This window comes from Testudinibacter sp. TW-1 (genome assembly GCF_050613185.1).
In the GTDB taxonomy this organism is placed as follows: Bacteria; Pseudomonadota; Gammaproteobacteria; order Enterobacterales; family Pasteurellaceae; genus Chelonobacter.
This window is the reverse complement of record NZ_CP192511.1, coordinates 2,379,962-2,404,015: the sequence shown is the minus strand read 5'-3', so window position 1 is coordinate 2,404,015 and position 24,054 is coordinate 2,379,962. Positions and strand designations below refer to the sequence as shown.

The 24,054-nt window shown below is 47.8% G+C and carries 20 protein-coding genes and 1 pseudogene; 15 read left to right on the top strand and 6 right to left on the bottom strand.

Annotated elements, in window-relative coordinates; genetic code table 11:
• The first annotated feature begins 9 nt into the window (after positions 1 to 9).
• Positions 10 to 471 (top strand): glycine zipper 2TM domain-containing protein, encoded by a 462-nt coding sequence (locus tag ACQ31U_RS11555; protein WP_431052219.1) that lies wholly within the window; start codon positions 10 to 12, stop codon positions 469 to 471.
• A 63-nt stretch (positions 472 to 534) separates the two neighbouring features.
• Here ACQ31U_RS11555 and ACQ31U_RS11550 read toward each other — a convergent pair whose 3' ends face one another.
• Complete coding sequence (locus ACQ31U_RS11550; protein ID WP_431052217.1) at positions 535 to 1,146, bottom strand: DedA family protein; 612 nt, start codon at positions 1,144 to 1,146, stop codon at positions 535 to 537.
• Between the two features lie 302 nt (positions 1,147 to 1,448).
• Here ACQ31U_RS11550 and rplY point away from each other — a divergent pair, with 302 nt between their 5' ends.
• The 6 genes from rplY to rnm all read left to right on the top strand — a co-directional run bounded on the left by rplY (position 1,449) and on the right by rnm (position 6,579).
• Entirely contained in the window at positions 1,449 to 1,733 is a 285-nt protein-coding gene (gene rplY, locus ACQ31U_RS11545; protein ID WP_431052215.1) for a 50S ribosomal protein L25, read from the top strand.
• A gap of 99 nt (positions 1,734 to 1,832) precedes the next feature.
• The gene (gene truA / locus ACQ31U_RS11540) at positions 1,833 to 2,618 is read left to right on the top strand and encodes a tRNA pseudouridine(38-40) synthase TruA (protein WP_431052213.1); all 786 of its coding nucleotides are present in this window, start codon (positions 1,833 to 1,835) and stop codon (positions 2,616 to 2,618) included.
• Between the two features lie 109 nt (positions 2,619 to 2,727).
• Entirely contained in the window at positions 2,728 to 3,657 is a 930-nt protein-coding gene (accD, locus tag ACQ31U_RS11535) for an acetyl-CoA carboxylase, carboxyltransferase subunit beta (protein ID WP_431052211.1), read from the top strand.
• Between the two features lie 6 nt (positions 3,658 to 3,663).
• Positions 3,664 to 5,013: a bifunctional tetrahydrofolate synthase/dihydrofolate synthase gene (gene folC / locus ACQ31U_RS11530; protein ID WP_431052209.1), complete on the top strand. Its 1,350-nt coding sequence runs from the start codon at positions 3,664 to 3,666 to the stop codon at positions 5,011 to 5,013.
• A 98-nt stretch (positions 5,014 to 5,111) separates the two neighbouring features.
• A complete protein-coding gene (locus ACQ31U_RS11525; protein ID WP_431052207.1) occupies positions 5,112 to 5,675 on the top strand; it encodes a cell division protein ZapC domain-containing protein in 564 nt (187 codons plus the stop codon).
• Between the two features lie 46 nt (positions 5,676 to 5,721).
• A complete protein-coding gene (gene rnm, locus ACQ31U_RS11520; protein WP_431052205.1) occupies positions 5,722 to 6,579 on the top strand; it encodes an RNase RNM in 858 nt (285 codons plus the stop codon).
• A gap of 49 nt (positions 6,580 to 6,628) precedes the next feature.
• Here the strand turns inward: rnm and ykgO are convergent, their stop codons facing one another.
• Both ykgO and ACQ31U_RS11510 read right to left on the bottom strand, forming a co-directional pair.
• Positions 6,629 to 6,772 carry a type B 50S ribosomal protein L36 gene (ykgO, locus tag ACQ31U_RS11515; RefSeq protein WP_431052203.1) on the bottom strand — a complete coding sequence of 48 codons (144 nt, stop codon included), beginning with the start codon at positions 6,770 to 6,772 and terminating at the stop codon, positions 6,629 to 6,631.
• 10 nt (positions 6,773 to 6,782) lie between these two features.
• Positions 6,783 to 7,049 carry a type B 50S ribosomal protein L31 gene (locus ACQ31U_RS11510; RefSeq protein ID WP_431052201.1) on the bottom strand — a complete coding sequence of 89 codons (267 nt, stop codon included), beginning with the start codon at positions 7,047 to 7,049 and terminating at the stop codon, positions 6,783 to 6,785.
• A gap of 425 nt (positions 7,050 to 7,474) precedes the next feature.
• Here ACQ31U_RS11510 and ACQ31U_RS11505 point away from each other — a divergent pair, with 425 nt between their 5' ends.
• Positions 7,475 to 8,545 (top strand): zinc-dependent alcohol dehydrogenase family protein, encoded by a 1,071-nt coding sequence (locus tag ACQ31U_RS11505; RefSeq protein ID WP_431052199.1) that lies wholly within the window; start codon positions 7,475 to 7,477, stop codon positions 8,543 to 8,545.
• 61 nt (positions 8,546 to 8,606) lie between these two features.
• On the opposite strand, the gene ACQ31U_RS11500 is transcribed toward ACQ31U_RS11505, so the two are convergent.
• Entirely contained in the window at positions 8,607 to 10,451 is a 1,845-nt protein-coding gene (locus tag ACQ31U_RS11500; RefSeq protein ID WP_431052197.1) for an ABC transporter ATP-binding protein, read from the bottom strand.
• A gap of 13 nt (positions 10,452 to 10,464) precedes the next feature.
• Entirely contained in the window at positions 10,465 to 11,418 is a 954-nt protein-coding gene (gene ttcA / locus ACQ31U_RS11495; protein ID WP_431052195.1) for a tRNA 2-thiocytidine(32) synthetase TtcA, read from the bottom strand.
• 208 nt (positions 11,419 to 11,626) lie between these two features.
• Between ttcA and mukF the strand changes: the two genes are divergently transcribed.
• From mukF to sbcB, 6 genes and pseudogenes are all read left to right on the top strand, one after another.
• Positions 11,627 to 12,952, top strand: coding sequence for a chromosome partition protein MukF (mukF, locus tag ACQ31U_RS11490; protein WP_431052193.1), 1,326 nt, complete (start codon positions 11,627 to 11,629; stop codon positions 12,950 to 12,952).
• A gap of 27 nt (positions 12,953 to 12,979) precedes the next feature.
• Positions 12,980 to 13,765 (top strand): chromosome partition protein MukE, encoded by a 786-nt coding sequence (gene mukE, locus ACQ31U_RS11485; RefSeq protein WP_431052191.1) that lies wholly within the window; start codon positions 12,980 to 12,982, stop codon positions 13,763 to 13,765.
• On the top strand, positions 13,765 to 18,264 hold the full coding sequence (mukB, locus tag ACQ31U_RS11480) for a chromosome partition protein MukB (RefSeq protein ID WP_431052189.1): 4,500 nt from the start codon (positions 13,765 to 13,767) through the stop codon (positions 18,262 to 18,264). The genes mukE and mukB overlap by 1 nt, the downstream gene beginning before the upstream one ends.
• Before the next feature lie 70 nt (positions 18,265 to 18,334).
• Positions 18,335 to 18,619 (top strand): annotated as a pseudogene (locus ACQ31U_RS11475) (protein adenylyltransferase Fic); the annotation flags it as partial.
• A gap of 14 nt (positions 18,620 to 18,633) precedes the next feature.
• Positions 18,634 to 19,536: an EamA family transporter gene (locus ACQ31U_RS11470; protein ID WP_431052187.1), complete on the top strand. Its 903-nt coding sequence runs from the start codon at positions 18,634 to 18,636 to the stop codon at positions 19,534 to 19,536.
• Between the two features lie 3 nt (positions 19,537 to 19,539).
• Complete coding sequence (sbcB, locus tag ACQ31U_RS11465) at positions 19,540 to 20,961, top strand: exodeoxyribonuclease I (protein ID WP_431052185.1); 1,422 nt, start codon at positions 19,540 to 19,542, stop codon at positions 20,959 to 20,961.
• A 219-nt stretch (positions 20,962 to 21,180) separates the two neighbouring features.
• On the opposite strand, the gene asnS is transcribed toward sbcB, so the two are convergent.
• Entirely contained in the window at positions 21,181 to 22,584 is a 1,404-nt protein-coding gene (gene asnS, locus ACQ31U_RS11460; RefSeq protein ID WP_431052183.1) for an asparagine--tRNA ligase, read from the bottom strand.
• 260 nt (positions 22,585 to 22,844) lie between these two features.
• Here asnS and ACQ31U_RS11455 point away from each other — a divergent pair, with 260 nt between their 5' ends.
• On the top strand, positions 22,845 to 24,050 hold the full coding sequence (locus tag ACQ31U_RS11455; protein WP_431052181.1) for an ROK family protein: 1,206 nt from the start codon (positions 22,845 to 22,847) through the stop codon (positions 24,048 to 24,050).
• The last annotated feature ends 4 nt before the right edge of the window (positions 24,051 to 24,054 follow it).

Here is a 24,054-nt window from a genome sequence, read left to right as displayed (position 1 = left end):
ATGTAATCAATGAAAAAATCAATGTTAGCTGTAACCGTAATGATGGGATTGGCTGTTGTTGGCTGTGCCAATAAAGATGTTTATAGCGGTGATGTTTATACGGGGAATCAAGCGAAGGAAGCGCGTTCGATCAGCTACGGCACCATCGTTTCCAGCCGTGAGGTCGCCATTCAGGCACCTAATCAAGGCGTGATTGGCACGGTCGGCGGCGGTGCGATCGGGGGGATTTTAGGTTCGACCGTTGGCGGCGGCACGGGGCAGGCGATTGCCACGGCAGTCGGCGCAGTTGCCGGTGCGGTGGCGGGCAGTGTGATTGAGCAAAAAGCCAGCCAAGTGGATTCATTAGAATTAGTGATCCGCAAAGATGACGGCAAAGAAATCGTGGTGGTGCAAAAGTACGATTCCAAATTAGTGCCGGGCGCACGGGTGCGTATTGTCGGCGGCTCGACGTTAAATGTTTCTGCTTTGTAATTTCAAGCACTAAAAAATAGCGGTTATAGACTTTCATTTATAACCGCTATTTTATTTATAGGATTAATTATTTTCTTCCGCTTGTTGCCGTTTGCGTTTCCAATACGTAAAACCGACAAAAATAATGACCACAGCCAAAATCAGATAAATCCCCATTTGCCCATGGCGCATTTGCGCTTTAATCCAGTCGATATTTTCCGCGCCGTGATGTCCCAAATAAACCCACAGTGGCACTGAAATAATAGCTGCGAAAAAGTCGATCACTAGAAAACGGATAAAGCTGACGCGACGGGTGACGCCGGAAATAATATAAACCGGTGTTCTTAAACCCGGCAGAAAGCGGGCGAAAAACAGCAGACGGTTGCCGTAGCGATCAAATTTATCTTTCACCATTTTTAAACGTTTAAAGGTGATAAACCGTTTAATTAATTTAAAGCGCAGGATTTTAACGCCATAAAAACGCCCTAAACTATACATCAGGCAGTCGCCGAACAACACACCAAGCATTCCGACCACCACCATCCAATGCGGATTGGCATAGCCCAAGCCGGAGATAATGCCGCCGGAAACCAAGGTGATGTCTTCCGGAATCGGTACGCCCATCCCACATAATAATAAGACAAAAAAGACCGCGAAATAGCCGTAATTCGTAAAAAAATCAATAAAAAATTGCACAATTAACCCGTTATTTTCGTTCGTTTAAAGGATTCAACTTCTTAAATTGAAATAAGGTGTTATTTTGCCTGTTTTTACCAATAATTGCCATCATAAAAAAAGAATCCGCCACAGAAACTTGAGAGAGCGGGTCGGATTAAACAAAACAAATGGCAAAGTGCGGTTTTTGTTTGCGTTGCGGACAAAAATTGACTAGAATAGCCGCCCTTGAGTGAGCCGCGCGCCGTTCAAGCCAAACCTGTCGGGATTGCCGGGTCGCCTGTAATCCTTAATTTTAAAGATTCACAAATGAGACATTTAATATGTATAAATTTAATGCTGAAGTTCGTCAAGCGCTAGGAACGGGTGCGAGCCGCCGTCTGCGCCATGCCGGTTTAATTCCTGCAATCGTTTACGGTGGCAACGAAGCCCCGGTATCTATCACCTTAAACCACGATGAACTGAATAACGCGCAAGCGCACGACAGCTTCTACAGCGAAGTGATCACCTTGGTTATCGACGGTAAAGAAGTGGCGGTAAAAATCCAAGCAGTACAACGCCACCCGTTCAAACCAAAATTGGCGCACCTGGATTTCAAACGCGTATAACCATTAACGTGTCATCTGAAAAACACCAGCAATCTTCGATTGTTTGGTGTTTTTTCGTATCTAAGCTAAGGGAAATACTAAAAGAAAGGCGGAGAGAAAATGAAAATTGCCTTGGGGATTGAGTACGACGGCAGCCGTTATTTCGGTTGGCAGCGGCAGCAGGCGGTGAAAAGCGTGCAGCAAGCCTTGGAAACCGCACTTAGCAAGGTTGCGGCGCATGAAGTTTCGGTTTTTTGTGCCGGACGTACCGATTCCGGCGTACACGCCACCGGACAAGTGGTGCATTTTGAAACCGAAGCAATTCGTCAGCCTCACGCTTGGACGTTGGGCGTAAACGCCAATTTGCCCGATGATGTGAAAGTGAAATGGGTCAAACAGGTTGATGACGATTTTCATGCCCGTTTTAGCGCCACCGCACGCCGCTATCGTTATCTAATTTATAATCATGTACTGCGCCCGGCGATTTTGGCGAAAGGGTTAACCCATTATCACCCGCCGTTGGAACACGAAAAAATGCACCAAGCAGGGCAAGCCTTATTGGGCGAGTTGGATTTCAGCGCGTTTCGCGCGGCGCAGTGCCAATCCCGTTCGCCGTGGCGCAATGTACACCATCTGAACGTCAGCCGTTTTGGGCAATTTGTGATGGTGGATATTCAAGCCAATGCCTTTGTACATCATATGGTGCGCAATATTGTCGGCAGTTTGTTGGAAGTGGGCAACGGCAATCAGCCGCCCGAATGGATCGCATGGTTGCAACAGCAAAAAGACCGCACTTTGGCGGCGGCAACGGCAAAAGCGGAAGGCTTATATTTGGTTGATGTAACGTATCCTGCGGATTTTGAGTTGCCGAAAATGGCGTTAGGACCACTTTTTTTACCGGATTAACCGTTAACTTTTGAGAAAAATGTATAAAAAAACCAATAAATATGGTGTAATAACGCCAGTTTATTAACACCCCAATCATATACAAGAACGATCAACAAGGTTATAAGCAATGAGCTGGATTGAAAGAATTTTTAGCAAAACCTCGGTAAGCAGCAGTAGCCAGAAGGCGAATGTGCCGGAAGGTATTTGGACCAAATGTACCTCTTGCGAACAGGTTTTATATCGGGACGAAGTGGTGCGCAATTTGGAAGTGTGTCCAAAGTGCGGTCACCACATGCGTATCGATCCGCGTGCGCGGTTATTGAGCTTACTTGATGAAAACAGCGCACAGGAATTAGCGGCTGAGATTGAGCCGGAAGATGTGTTGAAATTTAAAGATTTGAAGCGCTATAAAGATCGTCTCAGCGCGGCACAAAAACAAACCGGTGAAAAAGACGCCTTAATCGTCATGCAAGGTAAAATCTATGATTTGCCGGTGGTGGTCGCGGCGTTTAATTTTAACTTTATGGGCGGTTCGATGGGATCGGTGGTCGGCGGTAAATTTGTTAAAGCGGCGGAAGCGGCGTTGGTGAATAATTGTCCGTTGATCTGTTTCTCGGCAAGCGGCGGCGCGCGGATGCAGGAAGCTCTGTTCTCTTTAATGCAAATGGCGAAAACCAGTGCGGTGTTGGCAAAAATGAAAGAAGCGGGGGTGCCGTATATTTCGGTTTTGACCGACCCGACCATGGGCGGCGTTTCCGCCAGTTTCGCGATGTTGGGCGATATTAATATTGCCGAACCGAAAGCCTTGATCGGTTTTGCCGGTCCGCGCGTGATTGAGCAAACGGTGCGTGAAAAATTGCCGGAAGGCTTTCAGCGCAGTGAATTTTTGTTGGAAAAAGGCGCGATTGATATGATTGTCAACCGTCTGGAAATGCGCAAAACCTTAGCCAGTATTTTATCTAAGCTTTGTGGACAACCTTCGCCGTTCAAAGAAGCGGAGTTGGTAGAAGAAGCGAATGAAAATACGAATGTCGAACAGCAACAAGAACATAATTAAGCCGAAATGACAATACCTTTACAAGCCACCTCTCCGCTGGAGAAGTGGCTTTGCTATATGGAGCAAAGCCACAGCAAAATCATCGATATGGGATTAACCCGGGTAAAAACCGTTGCCGAGCAACTGGATTTACTCCAACCGGCGCCGTTTGTGATCACCGTCGGCGGCACCAACGGCAAAGGCACGACCTGCCGTTTGTTGGAAATGTTGCTGCTTAACAGCGGTTATCGGGTCGGCGTTTATTCCTCACCGCACTTGTTGCGTTATAACGAGCGGGTGCGCATTCAAAATCAAGAATTGCCCGATCTGGCACACAGCGAATCGTTTTATTTTCTCGATCAGCATAAATCGCAATCGCTCAGCTATTTTGAATTTAGCACGTTGTCGGCATTATATTTATTCAAACAAGCCGATTTGGACGTGGTGATCTTGGAAGTCGGGCTTGGCGGGCGCTTGGACGCAACCAATATCGTGGACGCCGATCTCAGTGTCATTACCTCGATTGATATTGATCATGTCGATTATCTGGGCGATAACCGCGAGCAAATCGGTTATGAAAAAGCCGGGATTTTCCGTAGTGGCAAAAGTGCGGTCATCGGGGAAACGGAATTGCCGCAATCGGTGATCGATTATGCGCAGCAAATTGGCTGTCCTTTATTTTGTGTCGGCAAAGATTGGTACTACCAACAACAGGCGCAGAATTGGCGCTGGCAGAGTGGCGATTACGTCTTACAAGACTTGCCGTTACCGCACATTCCTCTCGCCAATGCGGCGACCGCACTTGCGGTATGTCGGCAATCACCGTTTACGATCAACCGCGAAACAATCGTGAAAACCCTTGCCGAAGTGGAATTAAACGGTCGCTTTCAAGCTATTAAACCTGAAAAATTACATGGTTTGGCGCGGGCTTGGCAGTTGGAAGCGCAAAATTTAGCACAAGTTATCGTCGATGTCGGGCACAATCCCCATGCGGCGCGCTATTTAGCACAAAAATTGCAGCAGCTTAAGTTACAACGGAATGAGTTACAGGGTAACGTGAAAATTCACGCGGTTTTTGCAATGCTGAAAGACAAAGACGCCGCGCACGTGGTTGAACCGTTGGCGCAATCGATTGACCGGTGGTATTTTGCCTCATTGGACGGCTATCGCGGGCAAAGCGCGGCGGAATTACAAAGTGCGGTTCAGCCCTATTTATCTCGGCAACAGCAGCAAAGTGCGGTTAGGGCGGATAATGTGGAAACGGCGGTTAGAACGGCATTGAGCCGGAGTTCTGCAACGGATATTGTCTTGATTTTCGGCTCTTTCTTCACGGTTGCGGCGTTTTTAGCGTTAATTGAGGTGAAAAGTGCGGTATAAGCAGCAACTTGCTGCTCAATTACGATAAAATACTAGCCGTATAAAAAGAAAACAGGTAGGATAAAACCGACGGAGACTACACGGTAGCGAGCAAAAACATGATGAATACGCACGGATTTTTTTATTGGGAATACGACAAGGCGGCAGATTGTCTGACGCTTTGCTCAGACACGACCCAACGAAAAATCCGTACGGCGCTGAAGGGCGAAGTGTTAACCCAAAGTGCTTTTATCAGCTGTGATTGTGAGGCGGATGAGTTTATGTTCTACACCCAGATTATGGAATTGCTTGAATACTGTGATTTGGTTGCCCCTGAAAAACGGGAGTTTCTTGCCTATACGGCGGTTGCCGCCCGCACATTCTTACTGCCGACACAACCCAAAAGCTGGTTTTTTGAAGCCATGGATAATGCGGCAACGGCATTGCCGGAAGAATGCCCTTATTTAGTGCAGACCCGGGTTAAACAAAATCAGCGAATCATTTCTCTGCTGCTATTGGCAAGCGATGGCAATGTTGCCGATTGTTTGTTACTGGAAGATGAACTCAGTCTGCCGGGACTTTGTTTGCAGTTCGGACAACCGCTGCGCATTTTCAATAATCGCTTACAACATTTGGCTGCAAGCGAGCATTCCACCTCATTTTGGCAACAACAAATTGCTTAATATTCCGTTTTTATCCTTTAATTATCGCCCCAACAGAGATTAATCTATGCAATCCGATACCTTGCAAACCAACTTGCGTTTTGATTTACACTGCCACAGCAACGCCTCCGACGGCGTACTCACTCCGACTGACGTGGTGGCAAGAGCGGCAGAACAGGGAATCGATGTGCTTGCTTTGACGGATCATGACACCGTGAATGGCTTAGACGAAGCGCGGCAAGCGGCGCGGCAGCACGGTATCATATTGATTAACGGCGTGGAAATTTCAACCGTATGGCAAAATCGCGGTATTCATATCGTTGGGCTTGGTTTCGATCACCGCCATCCGGCGATGACCGCACTGTTAACCCAACAAGCCGAGTTACGTCATCAGCGCGCTTTGGAAATCGGGGCAAAATTAGAGAAGTGCGGTGTCGACAATGCCTACCAAGGCGCGAAATCATTGGCGGCAGGGGAGGTGACCCGTGCGCATTATGCCCGCTATCTGGTGCAAATCGGCAAAGTAAAACATGAAACTCAAGCCTTTAAGCGCTATCTCGGCCAGGGGAAAGGCGCATATGTCGCCTCGCAATGGTGCGATATTGAAACGGCTAACCGTGTTATCCATCAGGCAGGCGGTTTGGCGGTTTGCGCCCACCCGTTGCGTTATCCGCTAACGCGCAAATGGCTCAATCGGTTGTTTAGCGATTTCCGGCAATGGGGTGGTGACGCGGTGGAAGTCGCACACAGCGGACAATCCCCCGATCAGCGGCACAATTTAGCCAAACTCGTAGAGGAGATGGGAATGTTTGCCTCCGTCGGTTCGGATTTTCATTATCCCTGCGGTTGGATCGAATTGGGAAAAAATCTTTGGCTGCCGACAAGCTCCAAACCGATTTGGTCGGCAGCGCAGTTTCAGATTTAAAGATGGCAATATATTAGAAAGGCGGAGAGTTCCGCCTTTGTTCAATCGTCTAACGCCTTTTTTTGGCACAGCCTTGTTTCGCTTTAAAGCGCGGATTTTCTTTACAGATCACATAAACCACGCCATGACGACGTACAATTTTACAGCCCTGATGGCGGGATTTCGCACTTTTTAATGAAGATAATACCTGCATAGCCCTTCCCTTATGATTTACTTTTCAAGCCAAATTTTGCAAAACGGTTGGTAAAATCGCTGACTCGGCCTTCCGCCGCCATTTGCCTGGTTTTACCGGTATAGTAGGGGTGTGACGCCGCGGAGGTATCGCACATGAACACGGGATATTCCTTACCGTCTTCCCATAGCATTGTATTGGTAGTACGCGCACAAGAACGGATTAAGAAACCGGTTTTTGCGCTGGAGTCATAGAATAATACCGTACGGTAGTTATCGGGGTGAATACCTTTTTTCATTATTTAGCCTTATTGTAAAAAGTGATTTTCAAGGTCGGTTAGAATACATCATTGATAATAATTATCAATAGCAAAAATGTAAAAACCCTATTTTTTACTCTAAATGAGAATGAATTGAGATTGTAGCGCCCAAAAACAGATTATTCCGTCGGTTGAATCCGACCATAAAAGGTGGACTTTTCACTTTTTATCAAAAGCGGAGATAAATCGGCGGATTTTATCACACAGCGGGATTTCAGCTGCCTTTAAATGTCATAAAATACATATAAATTTGTTTTAAAAATCATACACTAAGGGAAGCCGCAATAAAGAATGGGAATGATAAAAAAAGCCTAAAACATGAGATTATTAATGTTAAAAAATTGTTTCTGCCTGGTTATTCTGTGGTCGAAGCCTCATTCAATAACCAATCAAAGGAGCAAGTTATGCAAGTCATCCATGCAATAAAATCAATGAAAGCGATGGTCTATCATGGTGCTAATGACATTCGTGTCGAGGAGAAACCGATTCCACAATTGATTGAAGCAACCGATGCGGTCGTTAAAATTTTACGCACCACAATCTGCGGTACTGATCTTGGCATTTGGAAAGGTAAAAATCCTGAAGTTGCAGAAGGTCGGATTTTAGGTCATGAAGGTATCGGCGTGATCGAAGCCGTCGGATCGTCGGTTAAAAATTTCAAAAAAGGCGATAAAGTGATTATTTCTTGTATCAGTAAGTGCGGTGTTTGCGACAACTGTAAGAAACAATTGTATTCCCACTGTGAGAATGGCGGCGGTTGGATTCTGGGTTATATGATTGACGGCACGCAAGCGGAATATGTGCGTACCCCGTTTGCAGATAACAGCTTAATTCCTTTGCCGGAAACAATTAGCGATGATGTGGGTTTACTGTTAAGCGATGTGTTGCCGACAGGGCATGAAATCGGCGTGCAATACGGCGATGTGAAACCGGGCGATAGCGTGTTTATCGCCGGTGCCGGCCCGGTCGGAATGAGCGCGTTATTAACCGCACAGCTGTATAGTCCGTCCGTGTTGATTATGTGTGATATGGATGAGGGACGCTTGGAATTGGCAAGGGAATTGGGCGCCACCCATACCGTTAATCCCGCTGACGGGAATGTTCAACGGCAAGTTACTGCGATTGCGGGCAAAAACGGTGTTGATTGTGCGATTGAAGCCGTGGGAATGCCGCAAACATGGGCAATGTGTCAGGATGTCGTGAAGCCGGGCGGACATATTGCGAATGTCGGCGTTCACGGCAAATCGGTGGATTTTAATATTGAACGGCTGTGGATTAAAAATCTCACCATTACCACCGGGTTGGTCAATTCCAATACCACGAAAATGTTATTAAAGGCAATTTCTAACAGTAAAGTGGATTACAGTAAAATGCTGACGCACCACTTCAAATTAGGCGATTTACAGCGGGCTTACGAAGTATTCAAACACGCTTCGGAAAATCGGGCAATGAAAGTGGTGTTAGTGAACGAATAAGATAAAGTTTGCTCTTCTGCGGATAAGGGCTGAAATTTCAGCCCTTATCGTTTTATCCGTTTTAATCTTCACTGTCTTCCGCCAAAAATCCGCCGCTTTGGTGCGACCAGAGTTTGGCATAAACGCCGTTTAAATCGAGCAATTCTTGGTGCGTGCCTTGTTCGACGATTTGCCCTTTATCCATCACGATCAGGCGGTCCATTGCGGCAATGGTCGATAAACGGTGGGCGATGGCGATCACGGTTTTGTTTTCCATCAGTTTTTCAAGGTTCTCTTGAATCGCAATTTCCACTTCGGAATCGAGTGCGCTGGTGGCTTCGTCGAGTAACAAAATCGGCGCGTCTTTCAACATCACCCGCGCAATTGCAATCCGTTGCCGTTGCCCGCCGGACAGTTTCACCCCGCGTTCGCCGACGTGCGCGTCATAGCCGGTGCGTCCGTGCGAATCGTGCAGGTAAGGAATAAATTGATCCGCCGCCGCTTGTTGCGCCGCTTTCAATACCGCACTTTCATCCGCATTCGGACGACCGTAGACGATATTTTCACGCACTGAGCGGTGTAACAATGACGTATCTTGTGTGACTAAGCCGATTTGCGCGCGCAGGCTCTCTTGGGTAACATCTTTGATATTCTGTCCGTCAATCAAGATTTGCCCGTTATTAATATCGTAAAAACGCAATAACAGGTTGGTCAGCGTAGATTTGCCTGCGCCGGAACGCCCGACCAAACCGACTTTTTCACCCGGTTTGATATGCAGGTTGAAATCTTTCAGCAACGTGCGGTTTTCATCATAGTGAAAATCGACCTGATTAAACCGAATATCGCCGCCGCTGACCACTAATGGCTGCGCGGTTTTGCTGTCCACCACGGTGTGCGGTTTCGAGAGCGTACTCATGCCGTCTTGCACCGTGCCGATATTTTCGAACAAACGCGCCGATTCCCACATCATCCAGTGCGATAAGCCGTTCACCCGTAGCGCCATTGCGGTGGCGGCTGCGATCACCCCGACGTTGATATGCCCTTGCGCCCATAAGTAAATGCCTAAACCGGCAGTGGACGCCGCCAGCAGCGTATTCAAAATATGGTTGCAGACTTCCAACTGCGTGACCAAACGCATTTGCGCATGGACGGTGTACATGAATTCCTGCATTGAGGATTTGGCATAATTCGATTCGCGTTCGCCATGGGAAAACAGTTTGACCGTGGTGATATTGGCGTAAGCGTCGGTGATCCGTCCGGTCATTAATGAACGGGCGTCCGCCTGTTTGCTGGCGGTGTCGGCGAGTTTCGGCACAAAATAAAACATCATCGCAAAGAAAAACAGCAGCCAGCCCAGAAACGGTGCTAACAGCCAACCGTCGAATTGCACCAAAATAATGCCTGACGAAATAAAATAAACCGCGACATACACCACCATATCGGCACAAGTTATCACGGTATCGCGCACCGCAAGTGCGGTTTGCATGACTTTGGCGGACACCCGCCCGGCAAATTCATCTTGGTAAAAAGATAAACTTTGTCCCAACATCAAGCGGTGAAAATTCCAACGCAAGCGCATTGGGAATACGCCTTGCAGTGTTTGAAAGCGGATACTGGATAACAACCACAACCACAGCGGACTAACCATCAGCAATAAGCCAATCCAAATAAAACTATCGCCTTTAGCCGCTAACAGCTCCGATGGAGAGAATGCCGTTAACCAATCGACAATCAAGCCCATGATTTTAAACAACAGCGCTTCAAAAATCCCCATGCCGACGTTAAATATCATCAACAGCAGCAACCAACCGCGCAATCCGCCCAAGCCTGACCAGATAAAACTGAGCAGGTTGTTTTTCGGCGTTGTCGGTGCTTCGTCCGGATAGGGATTAATCCGGCTTTCAAACCATTCGAATAATTTTCGCATTGTAAATCCTTATTTAACCGACTTGTTTGAATTGAATTTGTTGCCGCGGATCGATGTCGAGCAAGTCCTCTTCATCTTGCCAGTCGAAGGGCGGCAATTCTTCTTTATCAAACGCAATGTCACCTTCCACACCATTAATCGGTTCGCCACGGCGGATACCTTTAAAGTCGAATAATTGCGGATCACACAAGTGTGACGGTGTCACGTTTTGTAATGCGCTAAACATGGTTTCAATCCGTCCCGGATATTGGCGATCCCAAGTTTGCAGCATGTCTTTCACCACTTGGCGTTGCAGATTCGGTTGCGAACCGCACAAATTGCACGGAATAATCGGGAACCGTTTGGCGATCGAATATTTCTCAATGTCTTTCTCTTTGCAATAGGCAAGCGGACGAATCACAATCTGTTTGCCGTCGTCGCTGATCAGTTTCGGCGGCATGGATTTGAGTTTGCCGCCGTAAAACATATTTAAAAACAGCGTTTCCAACATATCGTCACGGTGGTGTCCCAATGCAATTTTAGTCGCGCCCAACTCGGTTGCGGTGCGGTACAAAATACCACGGCGCAAACGTGAGCAGAGTGAACAGGTGGTTTTGCCTTCGGGAATTTTCTCTTTGACAATGCCGTAGGTATTTTCTTCCACGATTTTGTATTCAATGCCTAAGCCGGACAGATATTCCGGCAAAATATGTTCCGGAAAGCCCGGCTGTTTTTGATCCAAGTTGACCGCCACAATATCAAAGTGGATCGGCGCGCTCAGTTTCAGATTGAGCAAAATATCCAACAGAGTATAGCTGTCCTTGCCGCCGGAAAGACACACCATCACCTTATCGCCGTCTTCAATCATATTGAAATCGGCAATCGCGTTGCCGACATTACGCCGCAGGCGTTTGTGCAGTTTATTCAGGTTATAGATCTGTTTTTTGCTTTGTTGAGTATTATCAACAGAATTATTGGCTGTATTCATAATTAAAAGTGCGGTTTGCAGAATAGGTAAAAATCAGCGCATAGGATAAAGGCTAACGGGGGGAAATGCTACTTTTTTATATGAATTTACCGCACTTGCCAATGCGCTTTTGAGCTGTCAGCCCGTCAATTTTCGTGTACAATGTCGACTTTATTATTCAGATAATGACAACCGATCCTGAATCGGATCTTGAACTTGAGTAGCATATATGACTGAAACGGCACAGACCATTCCGGAGTTGGTGAGTTGGACCAAACAGCGTGAATTTTCGCTGAATTTGCCGACCGAACGTTTAGCCTTTTTGCTGACGATTGCGATTTACAATAACGAACGGATTGACGGCGAGATGATCGAACACGATCTGGTCGACATGTTCCGTTTGGTGTCGAATGAATTCGGCTTGGCGGAAGAGACGGTGCAACAGCGCGCCAACAACGCGATTAACGAACTGGTTAAACAACGCTTTTTAAACCGCTTCAGCAGCGAATTTACCGAAGGGCTTTCCATTTACCGCTTAACGCCGCTCGGCGTGGGCGTGTCCGATTACTATATCCGCCAACGTGAATTTTCCGCCTTGCGCCTGTCGGTGCAGCTCTCGATTGTTGCCGATGAAATTCAACGCGCCTCATCCGCCGCCGAAGAGGACGGCGATGAACACCATTGGCGCCGAAATGTGTATGCGCCGTTAAAATATTCGGTGGCGGAGATTTTCGATAGCATTGATTTGTCGCAACGGATCATGGACGAAAATCAGCAGGGCATTAAAGAGCAGATCGCCGAATTGCTGACTAAAGACTGGCAAGCGGCGTTGCTCAGTTGTGAACAATTATTGGACGAAACCTCCGGCAATCTGCGCGAGTTGCAAGACACGCTCAATGCCGCCGGTGATAAATTGCAGGCGCAACTGTTGCGGATTGAAGACTGTATTATCGGGCGAGGTGAACTGGATTTTGTCGGACAACTGATCGTCAATCTGCAAGCCAAACTGGATCGGATTATCAGTTGGGGGCAACAAGCGATTGACCTGTGGATCGGCTATGACCGTCATGTGCATAAATTTATCCGCACCGCGATTGATATGGATAAAAACCGCGTCTTCTCGCGCCGCTTGCGCCAATCCATTCACCACTATTTCGACGCGCCTTGGTATCTGTGGACGACCCAAGCCGAGCGCTTGGTCGATCTGCGCGACGAGGAATTGAGCCTCAGCGATGAGGACGCACTGGGCGAATTGCCGGAAGAGCTGCAATACGAATCGCTATCCGATCTGCATGAGCAGATTGTGGAGCAAATGCAAAGCCTGTTAATCCGCTACCGTGAAAACAATCAACCGATTGACCTCAGCCAAGTGCTGCGCCAACAGCTTGAGCACTATCCGCTGTCGCGCCATTTCGATGTGGCGCGGATTATCGTCGATCAAGCGGTGCGTTTGGGCATGGCAAACGACGATTTCTCCGCGGTCTATCCGCAATGGCAAGCAATCAACCCGCACGGTGCGGAAGTGCAAGCCAATGTGATTGACGGTTATAAATAATTTTTCTGCTAAATGAACGAACTCACTATGATAAATCAAACTTCTGAAGTCATGCCAACCAAACTCGCCACCGCGATTGCCAATCCGTTGTTTCCTGTGGTGGACAGCCTGCTGCGTGCCGGTCGTCATATCAGCCTTGATGATTTGGATAATCACGCCTTTTTGATGGATTTTCAGTACGAACTGGAAAGTTTTTACCGCCGTTATAACGTCGAATTGATTCGCGCGCCGGAAGGCTTTTTCTATCTGCGCCCGAAATCCAGCACCTTGATTGGGCGCAGCGTATTGAGCGAATTGGAGATGTTGGTCGGCAAAGTGTTGTGCTACCTCTACCTCAGCCCGGAACGTTTGGCGCAGCAAGGCATTTTCAGCAGCGAGGAAGTGTATGACGAACTGTTGAATTTAGCCGATGAGAGCAAATTGCTGAAAGCGGTCAATCAGCGTTCCTCCGGTTCGGATTTGGATAAACAAAAACTGGCGGAAAAAATGCGCGCCGCCTTAAACCGTTTGCGCCGTTTGGGCATGATTACCACCGTCGGCGATCAGTACGGCGGTAAGTTTGTGATTTCTGAATCAGTGTTCCGTTTCGGGGCGGAAGTGCGGTCGGGCGATGATCCGCTTGAAGCGCAACTGCGTTTAATCCGCGACGGCGAAGCGGCAAATGCGGATTCGTTAAAAGAAGAGAAACAAGCGAAGAAAACCGCACTTGAGCCGGAAAGTAACGAGTTTGATAACGAAGTCTTAGACAATGAAGATGACAACGAATTTGATGATGAAATCGACAGCAATGATGAACAAGGGGATCGTGAATAATGTCAGAATTTGAAAACGAACAACGGCTTAACCAAGTCGAAGAGACAACTTCAGATAACATCCTCGCCACATCAACCCCGGTACAAAGTGCGGTTGAACGCGGTAAATTCCGCTCGCTGACGCTGATTAACTGGAACGGTTTTTTTGCGCGCACCTTTGATTTGGACGAATTGGTGACCACGCTGTCCGGCGGTAACGGGGCGGGGAAATCGACCACCATGGCAGGATTTGTCACCGCACTTATCCCGGATTTAACCCTGTTGCATTTCCGCAACACCACCGAAGCCGGCGCCACCAGCGGTTCGCGTGATAAAGGTTTGCATGGCAAATTGCGCCCGGGCGTGTGTTATGCGGCGTTGGATACGCTCAATTCACGCAATCAGCGGGTGTTGGTCGGGGTGCGTTTGCAGCAAGTCGCCGGACGCGATAAAAAAGTCGATATTAAATCGTTCTCGATTCAAGGTTTGCCGCTGGCGGTTGAGCCGACCGCACTTTTCACCGAAGCGGTGAACGAAAAACAGGCAAAAGTGCTGGCGTTAAACGAATTAAAAGACAAAGCCGAGCAGAACGGCGCACAACTGAAACAGTATCATTCAGTGACCGATTACCACAGCATGATGTTTGAGTTGGGGATTATTCCGAAACGGTTGCGTTCGTCATCGGATCGCAGCAAATTCTATAAACTGATTGAAGCTTCGCTCTACGGCGGGATTTCCAGCGCGATCACCCGTTCCTTGCGCGACTATTTATTGCCGGAAAATTTGGGCGTGCGCAAGGCGTTTCAGGATATGGAAGCGGCGTTGCGTGAAAACCGCATGACCTTGGAGGCGATTAAAGTCACCCAAGCGGATCGCGATTTGTTCAAGCATTTGATTAACGAATCCACTGCTTACGTTGCCGCCGATTATATGCGCAACGCCAATGATCGCCGTCACCACATCGACAGCGCATTGAATTTCCGCCGTGCCTTGTTCAGTGCCAAACAGGAACAAACCTTTTCCGCACAAAAACTGATTGAACTCAGCAGGGAAGCGGCGGATTTGGCAGAAAGCGAAAAACGCCTCGAAGTCGATCACCAAAGTGCGGTCGATCACTTGAATTTGGTGCAAAACGTGTTGCGCCATCAGGAGAAAATCAACCGCTATCAAGACGATGTCAACGAGTTGCGCGAAAAACTGGAAGAGCAGCAAATCGTAGTCGAAACCGCCGCCGAACAGTTGGAAGAGGCGCAACAGCGGTTTGAACAGGGCGAGCTTGAAATCGATCAGGTGCGTGGACAACTGGCGGATTACCAACAAGCGTTAGACGCGCAACAAACACGCGCCTTGCAATATCAGCAAGCGGTGAAAGCGTTGGAAAAAGCCAAAGAAGTGTGTGGTTTAAACGATCTCGCCTTGAAAAATGTCGAGCAGTATCATCAAGAATTTGAAGAGCAAGTGGAAGAATTGACTGCCAAGGTGTTGCAACTGGAACAGCGGTTATCGGTGTCTGATGCGGCAAAATCGCAGTTTGACAAAGCCTATCGCTTGCTGAGCGAGATTGTCGGCGATGTGCCGCGTTCTGCCGCATGGGAACAGGCGAAAACCCTGTTGGCGGATTATCCGCAACAGAAAGCACAAGCGCAAAGTGCGGTCGGCTTGCGCAGCCAAGTCAATGAATTGGAACAGCGTTTGCAGGCGCAAAACAGCGCGAAACAGCTGTTGCAAGCGTTTAATCAGCGCAGCGGCTTGGCATTAAGCGAACCGCAAGAGCTGGACGACTTCCATTTACAACAACAAGATTTGGTTGATGAATTGACCCATAATCTTACCGAACAGGGTGAACAGCGTTCCGCTTTGCGTCAAAAACGCGAACAACTGACCGCACTTTATCAAGAAAACGAGCGCAAAGCCCCGGCATGGCTGACGGCACAAGCGGCGCTGGAACGCTTGTGCGAGCAGAGCGGGCAGCAGTTCGGCGACAGCCAAGATGTGATGGATTTTATGCAAACGCAGCTGGAAAAAGAGCGCGAACATACCATGGTGCGCGATCAGTTGCAGTTGCAAAAACAGCAGTTGGAACAACAAATCAGCCGCTTAAGCCAACCGGACGGTTCGGAAGATCACCGCCTGAATGCCCTTGCCGAGCGTTTCGGCGGCGTGTTGCTGTCGGAATTATATGACGATGTGCCGCTTGACGATGCGCCGTATTTCTCCGCCTTATACGGCCCGGCGCGCCATGCGATTGTGGTTCGCGACTTAGAAGCCGTGAAAAAACAGTTGCAAGAGCTGGACGATTGCCCGGACGATCTCTACTTAATCGAGGGTGATCCGGCGGCGTTTGATGATAATGTATTTTCTGCGCAGGAGCTTGAGGGCGGCGTGGTGGTACAGGTGTCCGAACGTGAAGTGCGCTATTCCAAATTCCCGGAAATTCCGCTGTTCGGACGCGCAGCGCGCGAAAAACGCTTGGAAGATTTAGCCGGTGAGTTGGACGAAATCAATGAACAGCACGCGCAGCGGGCGTTTGACGTACAAAAGTGCCAACGTTTACATCAACAATTCAGCCAGTTTGTCGGCTTGCATTTGGCGTTGGCATTCTTGCCTGATCCTGAGCAGGAAATGAAGCAAATCAATGCGCAGCGCAACGAATTGGATCGTGAACTCAACCAATTAACCGCCGGCGAACAGCAAGTGCGGTTGCAATTGAACGAAAGCAAAGAGTTGGTGCGCCTGTTAAATAAACTATCGCCACAATTCAACCTGTTAGCCGATGAAACTTTGCAAGATCGCATTGAGGAATATCGCGAGCAGTTGCTGAATGCCGAGCAAGATGTGCAGTTCGTACGCCAATTCGGGCAGCAATTACAACAACTTGAGCCGATTGCCGCCAGTTTGCAGAACGATCCGCAACAATACGACGCTCTGAAAAATGACTATCAAACCACCGTTGATCAGCAAAAACGCGCGCAACAATGTTTTTATGCGCTGTCTGATGTGTTGCAACGGCGCGCACACTTCGATTATCAACAGCAGCTACAAAGCGAAGGCTCAGAGCTGAACGAACAGTTGCGTCGACGTTTGGAGCAGTTGCAACAACAACGGGAACAGCAACGCGATCAACTGCAACAGAAACAGAAGCAGTTTGCCGAGTTTAACCAAGTACAAATTTCGTTACGCAGTTCGCTGGACGCGAAAAATCATATGTTGCTCGAACTGTTGGAAGAAGTGGATAAAATCGGCGGACGTGCCGATGAAGGGGCGGAACAGCGTGCGTTACAACGGCGCGATGAACTGCACCAAACCCTGTCACAAAGCCGCCAACGCCGCCATTATGTGGAAAAACAACTGACCTTGTTAGAGGCGGAAAGCGAGAATTTGGCGCGTATTATCCGCAAATCCGAACGCGATTACCGCAGTCAGCGTGAGCTGGTGGTGGCGGCAAAAGTGAGTTGGTGCGTAGTACTTCGTTTGTCACGCAACAGTGATGTGGAACGCCGCTTGAATAAACGCGAACTGGCCTATCTCTCCGCTGACGAATTGCGTTCGATGTCGGATAAAGCCTTGGGCGCATTACGTACCGCCGTCGCCGACAACGAATATCTGCGTGACGCCTTGCGTTTGTCGGAAGACAGCCGCAAACCGGAAAACAAAGTGCGGTTTTTTATCGCGGTCTATCAACATCTGCGCGAGCGGATTCGTCAGGATATTATTAAAACCGACGATCCGATTGACGCGATTGAGCAAATGGAAATCGAACTGTCACGCTTGACCGAAGAGCTGACCAACCGTGAACGCAAATTGGCGATCAGTAGCGAAAGTGTCGCCAATATCATGCGCAAAACCATTCAACGCGAGCAAAACCGGATTCGCATGTTGAACCAAGGTTTACAGAATATTGCGTTCGGACAGGTGAAATCGGTGCGTTTGGTGGTGAATATTCGCGATACCCACGCAATTTTGCTGAATGCGTTATCGGGCGAGCAGGACGATTACCAGGATCTGTTCAACAACAATCAAATTACTTTCTCCGAAGCCTTGGCGAAACTGTATCAACGGGTCAATCCGCATATTGATATGGGACAACGCACTGCGCAAACCATTGGCGAAGAGTTGTTGGATTACCGTAACTACCTTGATCTGGAAGTGGAAGTTTATCGCGGCGCAGACGGTTGGTTGCGTGCGGAAAGCGGCGCACTTTCAACCGGTGAAGCGATCGGTACCGGGATGTCGATTTTGTTGATGGTGGTGCAAAGTTGGGAAGAAGAGAGCCGCCGCATTCGCAGCAAAGATATTCTGCCGTGCCGCTTGCTGTTCCTCGACGAAGCCGCCCGCCTCGACGCCAAATCGATCTCAACTTTGTTCGAACTGTGCGAACGCCTCGATATGCAGCTTTTGATCGCCGCGCCGGAAAATATCAGCCCGGAAAAAGGCACAACCTATAAACTGGTGCGTAAAATCGCCCATAATCACGAATATGTGCATGTGGTTGGTTTACGCGGATTTGGGGCGACGGAGTAGGGCAAAGTGCGGTTGAAATTATTAGGGCGTATCATGTACGCCATAACTCCCCTTTTTGAGCGTAGAACAGATGAACACACAACAAATCGACCTTCTCAGCAAACAAAAAGCCTATGATTTATATGACTCCGGGGCGATTCACCGGCTGGAAATCGGCACAACTAAAGGCTTGCAACAAATTCACCATTATTTATTTGACGGTTTATATGATTTTGCCGGTCAGATCCGTGAGTTAAATATCTCAAAAAGCAATTTTCGCTTTGCCAATGCGTTATACCTCAAAGCCGCCCTTGCCGCGATTGAAAAAATGCCTGAAAACAGCTTTGAACAAATTATCGAAAAATACGTTGAAATGAAATAGGAAAAATTATGCACAACCTTGCCATCGCTGTGCTTTGCAGTGTGATCGTGTCGGTTTTTTTGAAAGTGGCACGCAAGCAGAATATCAATATCGCCCAAGCGATTGCGTTTAATTATATTATGGCAATCGGGCTGAGTTATTCTTTTTTGAAACCCGATTTTTCCGGGCAGTCATTTGGCGAAGTCGTGGCGCAAAATGAATACTCCTACTTATTTTTAGCCTTAGGGATTTTGCTGCCGACGGTGTTTCTCGTGATGTCGAAAGCGGTGGAAAGTGCCGGGATTGTGCGCTCCGACGCGGCACAACGGTTATCGTTGTTTTTACCGATTTTAGCTTCGTTTACGATTTTCAATGAGGTGCTGAGCGGCAGCCGTGCGGTTAGTCTGGTACTGGCGTTTACCGCACTTTTATGCTTATTATGGAAAAAAGACGAGCCGCAAAGCATTGTAGCCAAAAGCATAGCGGGCAAAAGTGCGGTCGGCAAAGGTTGGTTTAACCTGCTGTTGGTTTGGCTGGGTTATGGCGTGATCGATATTTTATTTAAGCAAATGGCAAAGAGCGGTAGCGCGTTTCCGTTGACGTTATTTGTGTCGTTTTGCTTAGCGGCCTGTGTCATTTTTATTTATTTGCTGATTAAACAAACCCGTTGGCACGGCAAAAGTATGTTGGGCGGTTTGCTGCTCGGCGTGCTGAATTTTATGAATATTCTGTTTTATATCAAAGCCCATCAAAGCTATAGCGACAACCCGACGTTAGTCTTTGCCGGCATGAATATCGGCGTGATCTGTTTAGGCACGTTGACCGGCGCGTGGCTGTTCAAAGAGAAAATCAACAAAGCCAACGCTATCGGCGTGGGCTTGGGGATTGTGTCGATTATCTGCTTATTTTATTTGGATAAAATCATAGGCTAACAAATGGCGAAAGAATTTAGCTTTTTTATTTACGACTACGAAAGTTTCGGTATCAATCCGGCAAGCGACCGACCGGCGCAATTTGCCGGCATTCGCACCGATGCGGATTTTAACATTATCGGCGAGCCGGTGATGTTGTATTGCAAGCAGACCAACGATTACCTGCCTGCGCCGGAGGCTGTGTTGGTGACGGGGATCACGCCGCAAGCGTGCAACGAAAAAGGCGTATCCGAACCGGAATTTGCCGCGCGTATTTTGCAAGAGTTTGCTCAGCCCAATACTTGCGTGATGGGCTATAACAGCATTCGCTACGATGACGAAATGACCCGTTACACCTTTTACCGCAATTTTATCGACCCTTACGAATACAGTTGGAAAAACGGCAATTCCCGTTGGGATTTGCTGGATGTGTTGCGCGCTTGCTATGCGTTGCGCCCTGACGGAATTCATTGGGTATATGACGAAAACGGCTTGCCGTCGTTTAAATTAGACCGCTTAACAGTGGCGAACGGCATTGAACACAGCAACGCCCATGACGCAATGGCGGACGTGTACGCAACGATTGAAATGGCGAAATTGGTGAAAGCCAAACAGCCACGCTTGTTCGATTATTTTTTCAATCTGCGCAACAAAAAAGCGGTGGAGAAACTGATCGACACCGCCAATATGACCCCGTTGGTGCACGTTTCCGGCATGCTCGGAAACTATCGCGGCAATACCGCACTTGTCGCACCGTTGGCATGGCACCCGACCAATAATAATGCGGTGATCGTGTGTGATTTGAGTGCCGATCTCAGCGATTTGTTGAGCCTGAATGCCGAAACGTTAAAAGTGCGGTTATACAGTAAAAAAGCGGAGTTGGAAGCGCAGGGGATTTTACCTGTACCGCTAAAATTGGTGCATATCAACAAATGCCCGATTGTCGCCCCCGAAAAAACCTTATTGCCGCAAAGTGCCGAACGCTTGGGGATTGATCGTGAACAATGTTGGCAAAATCAGCAGCGTTTACTTCAATCTTACGAAATTCGCGACAAAGTGATCGCTATTTTCAGCGAACAGCGTGAATATTCCGACGAGTTGAATGTCGAAACCGCACTTTACAACGGCTTTTTCAGCAATGCCGATAAACGCAATCTGCAAATTTTGCGTAGCTTGAGCGCAGAGCAGTTGCAAAACCCGGATTTAACCTTTGAAGACAAACGTATTCCCGATTTACTGTTCCACTACCGCGCCCGTCATTTTTACCGCACGTTGAACCGTGCAGAGCAGATTAAATGGCAGAAATACCGCAAATTGAAACTGGAAAAAAGTGCGGAGGTCTTTGTACAATCGCTGCAACAATTAGGCGAACAGTATCAAAATGATCCTGAAAAACTGGCGTTATTGCAACAGGTGTATGAGTACGGCGAAAAGTTGCTGAGTTAGTCATAATCCGTTGTTAAATAATTTTGAGTAGTATTGGTAACATTATTGCGTTAAAAAAATTGCGTTTAAAAGGGCTGGCTTGAAGCAAGACGCGTGTGCAAAACTGGTCAATGTATCTCTCTAATAACTTCCCTCCCTCCGTATACGGAGGGAGGGAAGTCAGTTTGTCAGCAATCTCACGCCCTGCCGAAGCAGGGCGTTGCGTATCAGTAGTAAAATTTAGAACGACGCATTGCGCGGGTAGCGTGGGAATGGGATGACGTCGCGGATATTTTGTATCCCGGTGACGTAAACGATCAGGCGCTCGAAGCCCAAACCGAAGCCGGAGTGCGGTACGCTGCCGTAGCGGCGCAGGTCGCGATACCAACTGTAATCTTCTTTGTTTAAGCCCATTTCGGCTAAACGCTGATCCAACACCTCTAACCGTTCTTCACGTTGCGAACCGCCGATGATTTCACCGATACCCGGCGCTAATACGTCCATTGCGGCAACGGTTTTGCCGTCGTCGTTAAGGCGCATATAAAACGCTTTGATGTCTTTCGGATAGTTTTTCACCACCACCGGGGAATTGAAATACTCTTCGGCTAAATAACGCTCGTGTTCGGAGGATAAGTCGATTCCCCATTTCACCGGGAATTCAAAGGTTTTACCGGATTTCAGCAACACCTCAATCGCGTCGGTGTAGTCGATTTGGGCGAAATCAGAGGCAATGAATTTTTGCAGACGGGTGATCACGTCTTTATCCACGCGTTCGGCGAAGAATTTCAGGTCATCGGCACGCTCTTCCAATACGGCTTTAAACACATATTTCAACATTGCTTCCGCCAACGCGGCATTGTCGGCTAAATCGGCAAAGGCTACTTCCGGCTCAACCATCCAGAATTCGGCAAGGTGGCGGGTAGTGTTGGAGTTTTCGGCACGGAACGTTGGTCCGAAGGTGTAAATTTTGCTCAAGGCGCAAGCATAGGTTTCGCCGTTGAGTTGTCCTGATACGGTTAAAAACGCTTCTTTACCGAAGAAATCTTGCTTGTAATCCACCAAGCCGTTTTCGCCACGCGGCAGATTTTCTAAATCTAAAGTGGAGACACGGAACATTTCGCCCGCACCTTCGGTATCAGACGCCGTGATGATCGGCGTTGCCACCCAATAGAAGCCTTGTTCGTGGAAGAAACGGTGAATGGCTTGCGCTAAGCAATGACGCACCCGTGCCACCGCGCCGATTAAATTGGTACGCGGGCGCAGGTGCGCCACTTCGCGCAAATATTCGACACTGTGGCGTTTTGCCGCCATCGGGTAGGTTTCCGGATCTTCAACCCAACCGCTGACAACCACATCGTCCGCTTGCAGTTCAACCGCTTGTCCTTGCCCTTGCGATTCGACCACTTTACCGGTTACGATTACGGAACAGCCGGTGGTTAGATTCAATACTTCATCTTGATAATTCGCCAGGCTATTGCTGACCACCGCTTGAATCGGATCAAAGCATGAACCGTCATAGACCGCCAAGAAAGAGAAGCCTGCTTTTGAATCGCGGCGGGTACGAACCCAACCGCGAACGGTAATGGTTTCACCGACGGCAACTTTTCCTTGCAGAACATCATGAATAGATGAAATTTTAGCCATTTTTTCCTCAAATTAGACAAATATAAAAAGTGCGTCTAGTTTACTGATTCCAAGCCAAAATACAACGATTTGAATGGAAATAACCGATTTTCCGCCGAATGGTTAGATAATATTTATTTGAGAAAAATATTATGTCGAAATCGTGAGCTGATTAGCATATTTGATAATATCTTATTGTAATTAAATAAATAAATGCGTATAATAAGAGGCTATCGAAAATATTCTTATCGGCAATAGATGACAACACAAGAGAAGAACTTATGCCAAAAATAAAACAAGAAGGTGCAAATCGGGTCAATTTGCAGCATTTAGGTGCAGTTTACCGCCTGATCGAGCAATTTGAATTAATTTCAAGAATTGATCTTTCCAAGATTTCAGGTTTTGCGCCCGCGAGTATTACCAATTTGACCAGAGAATTGATCAATTGCCATTTTGTGATTGAAAGAGCGGTGCAAAATACTATCGTGCGCGGGCGTCCGGCGGTCGGGATCTGCTTGTCGCCATTTTATTGGCAATATTTGGCTGTCACGCTGAGTGAAAAAAGTTTGGATATCAGCTTATGCGAGCTCAATGGAAAGCAGTTGCAGGTGCAACACTGCCCGTTGGATAAACGGGTGGTATTGGATGAGTTTATCGGCTCGGCGATTAACGGTTTCTTAAAACAGCACAATGAAGCGGCACAGCATATTTTGGCGTGTTCGTTGTGTATTCTCGGACGAGTCGATAAATTTGAAAAACGGGTTTACCTTGGGGCTGAAGAGTTGAATCCTGAGTTGCAGGACATGTTACAGCAGCATTTCAAATTTCCGATTATCGTGGCGGAACACTTTGCGATGTGGACTTTCGCCGAAAGCCACTTAGGCAATGCGATTAACAGTAATAATGTGATTTTCTTGCAGTTTGACGATGCGATTAATATCAGTGTGCTCAGCGAAGGCAAGATGATTAAGAACGAAAAACAGAAACGGATGAATATCGATAAAGTGTCGTTGCCGAAAATCAGTGAACTCAGCGATCAAATTGCATTTGATGTGCCGGAAGTCGAGCGGCACTATCTGTATAATCAGGTCAGCAATAAAGCGATTTATCAACTGGTTGATTTATTGTTGCCAAACGAGTTGCCGAATGATGAAAACAAAATTCAGTTTTTATGCGAACAGGCGCAGCAGGAAAATCCGGCGGCGATTAAGATTATTCACCATCTGGCAGACAATGTGTCGTACTTGTTGATGTATCTGACCAATATTTTTGCCTCGGAAAAAATCATGATCAACACCCGGTTATTGTCGGTCAAAGATCTGTTTTTACAGCGTTTGGCGTTGAAATTGCAAGATGCGCTGCTATCGGACGAGCAGCAGGTGGAGATTATCACCTCTAAATTTAGCTGGAATGACCCGGAAATCGCGTCATCGGCGATTAAACAACAACTGTACAACGGCGAATTATTTGCCGATATTGTTCGATAATTGG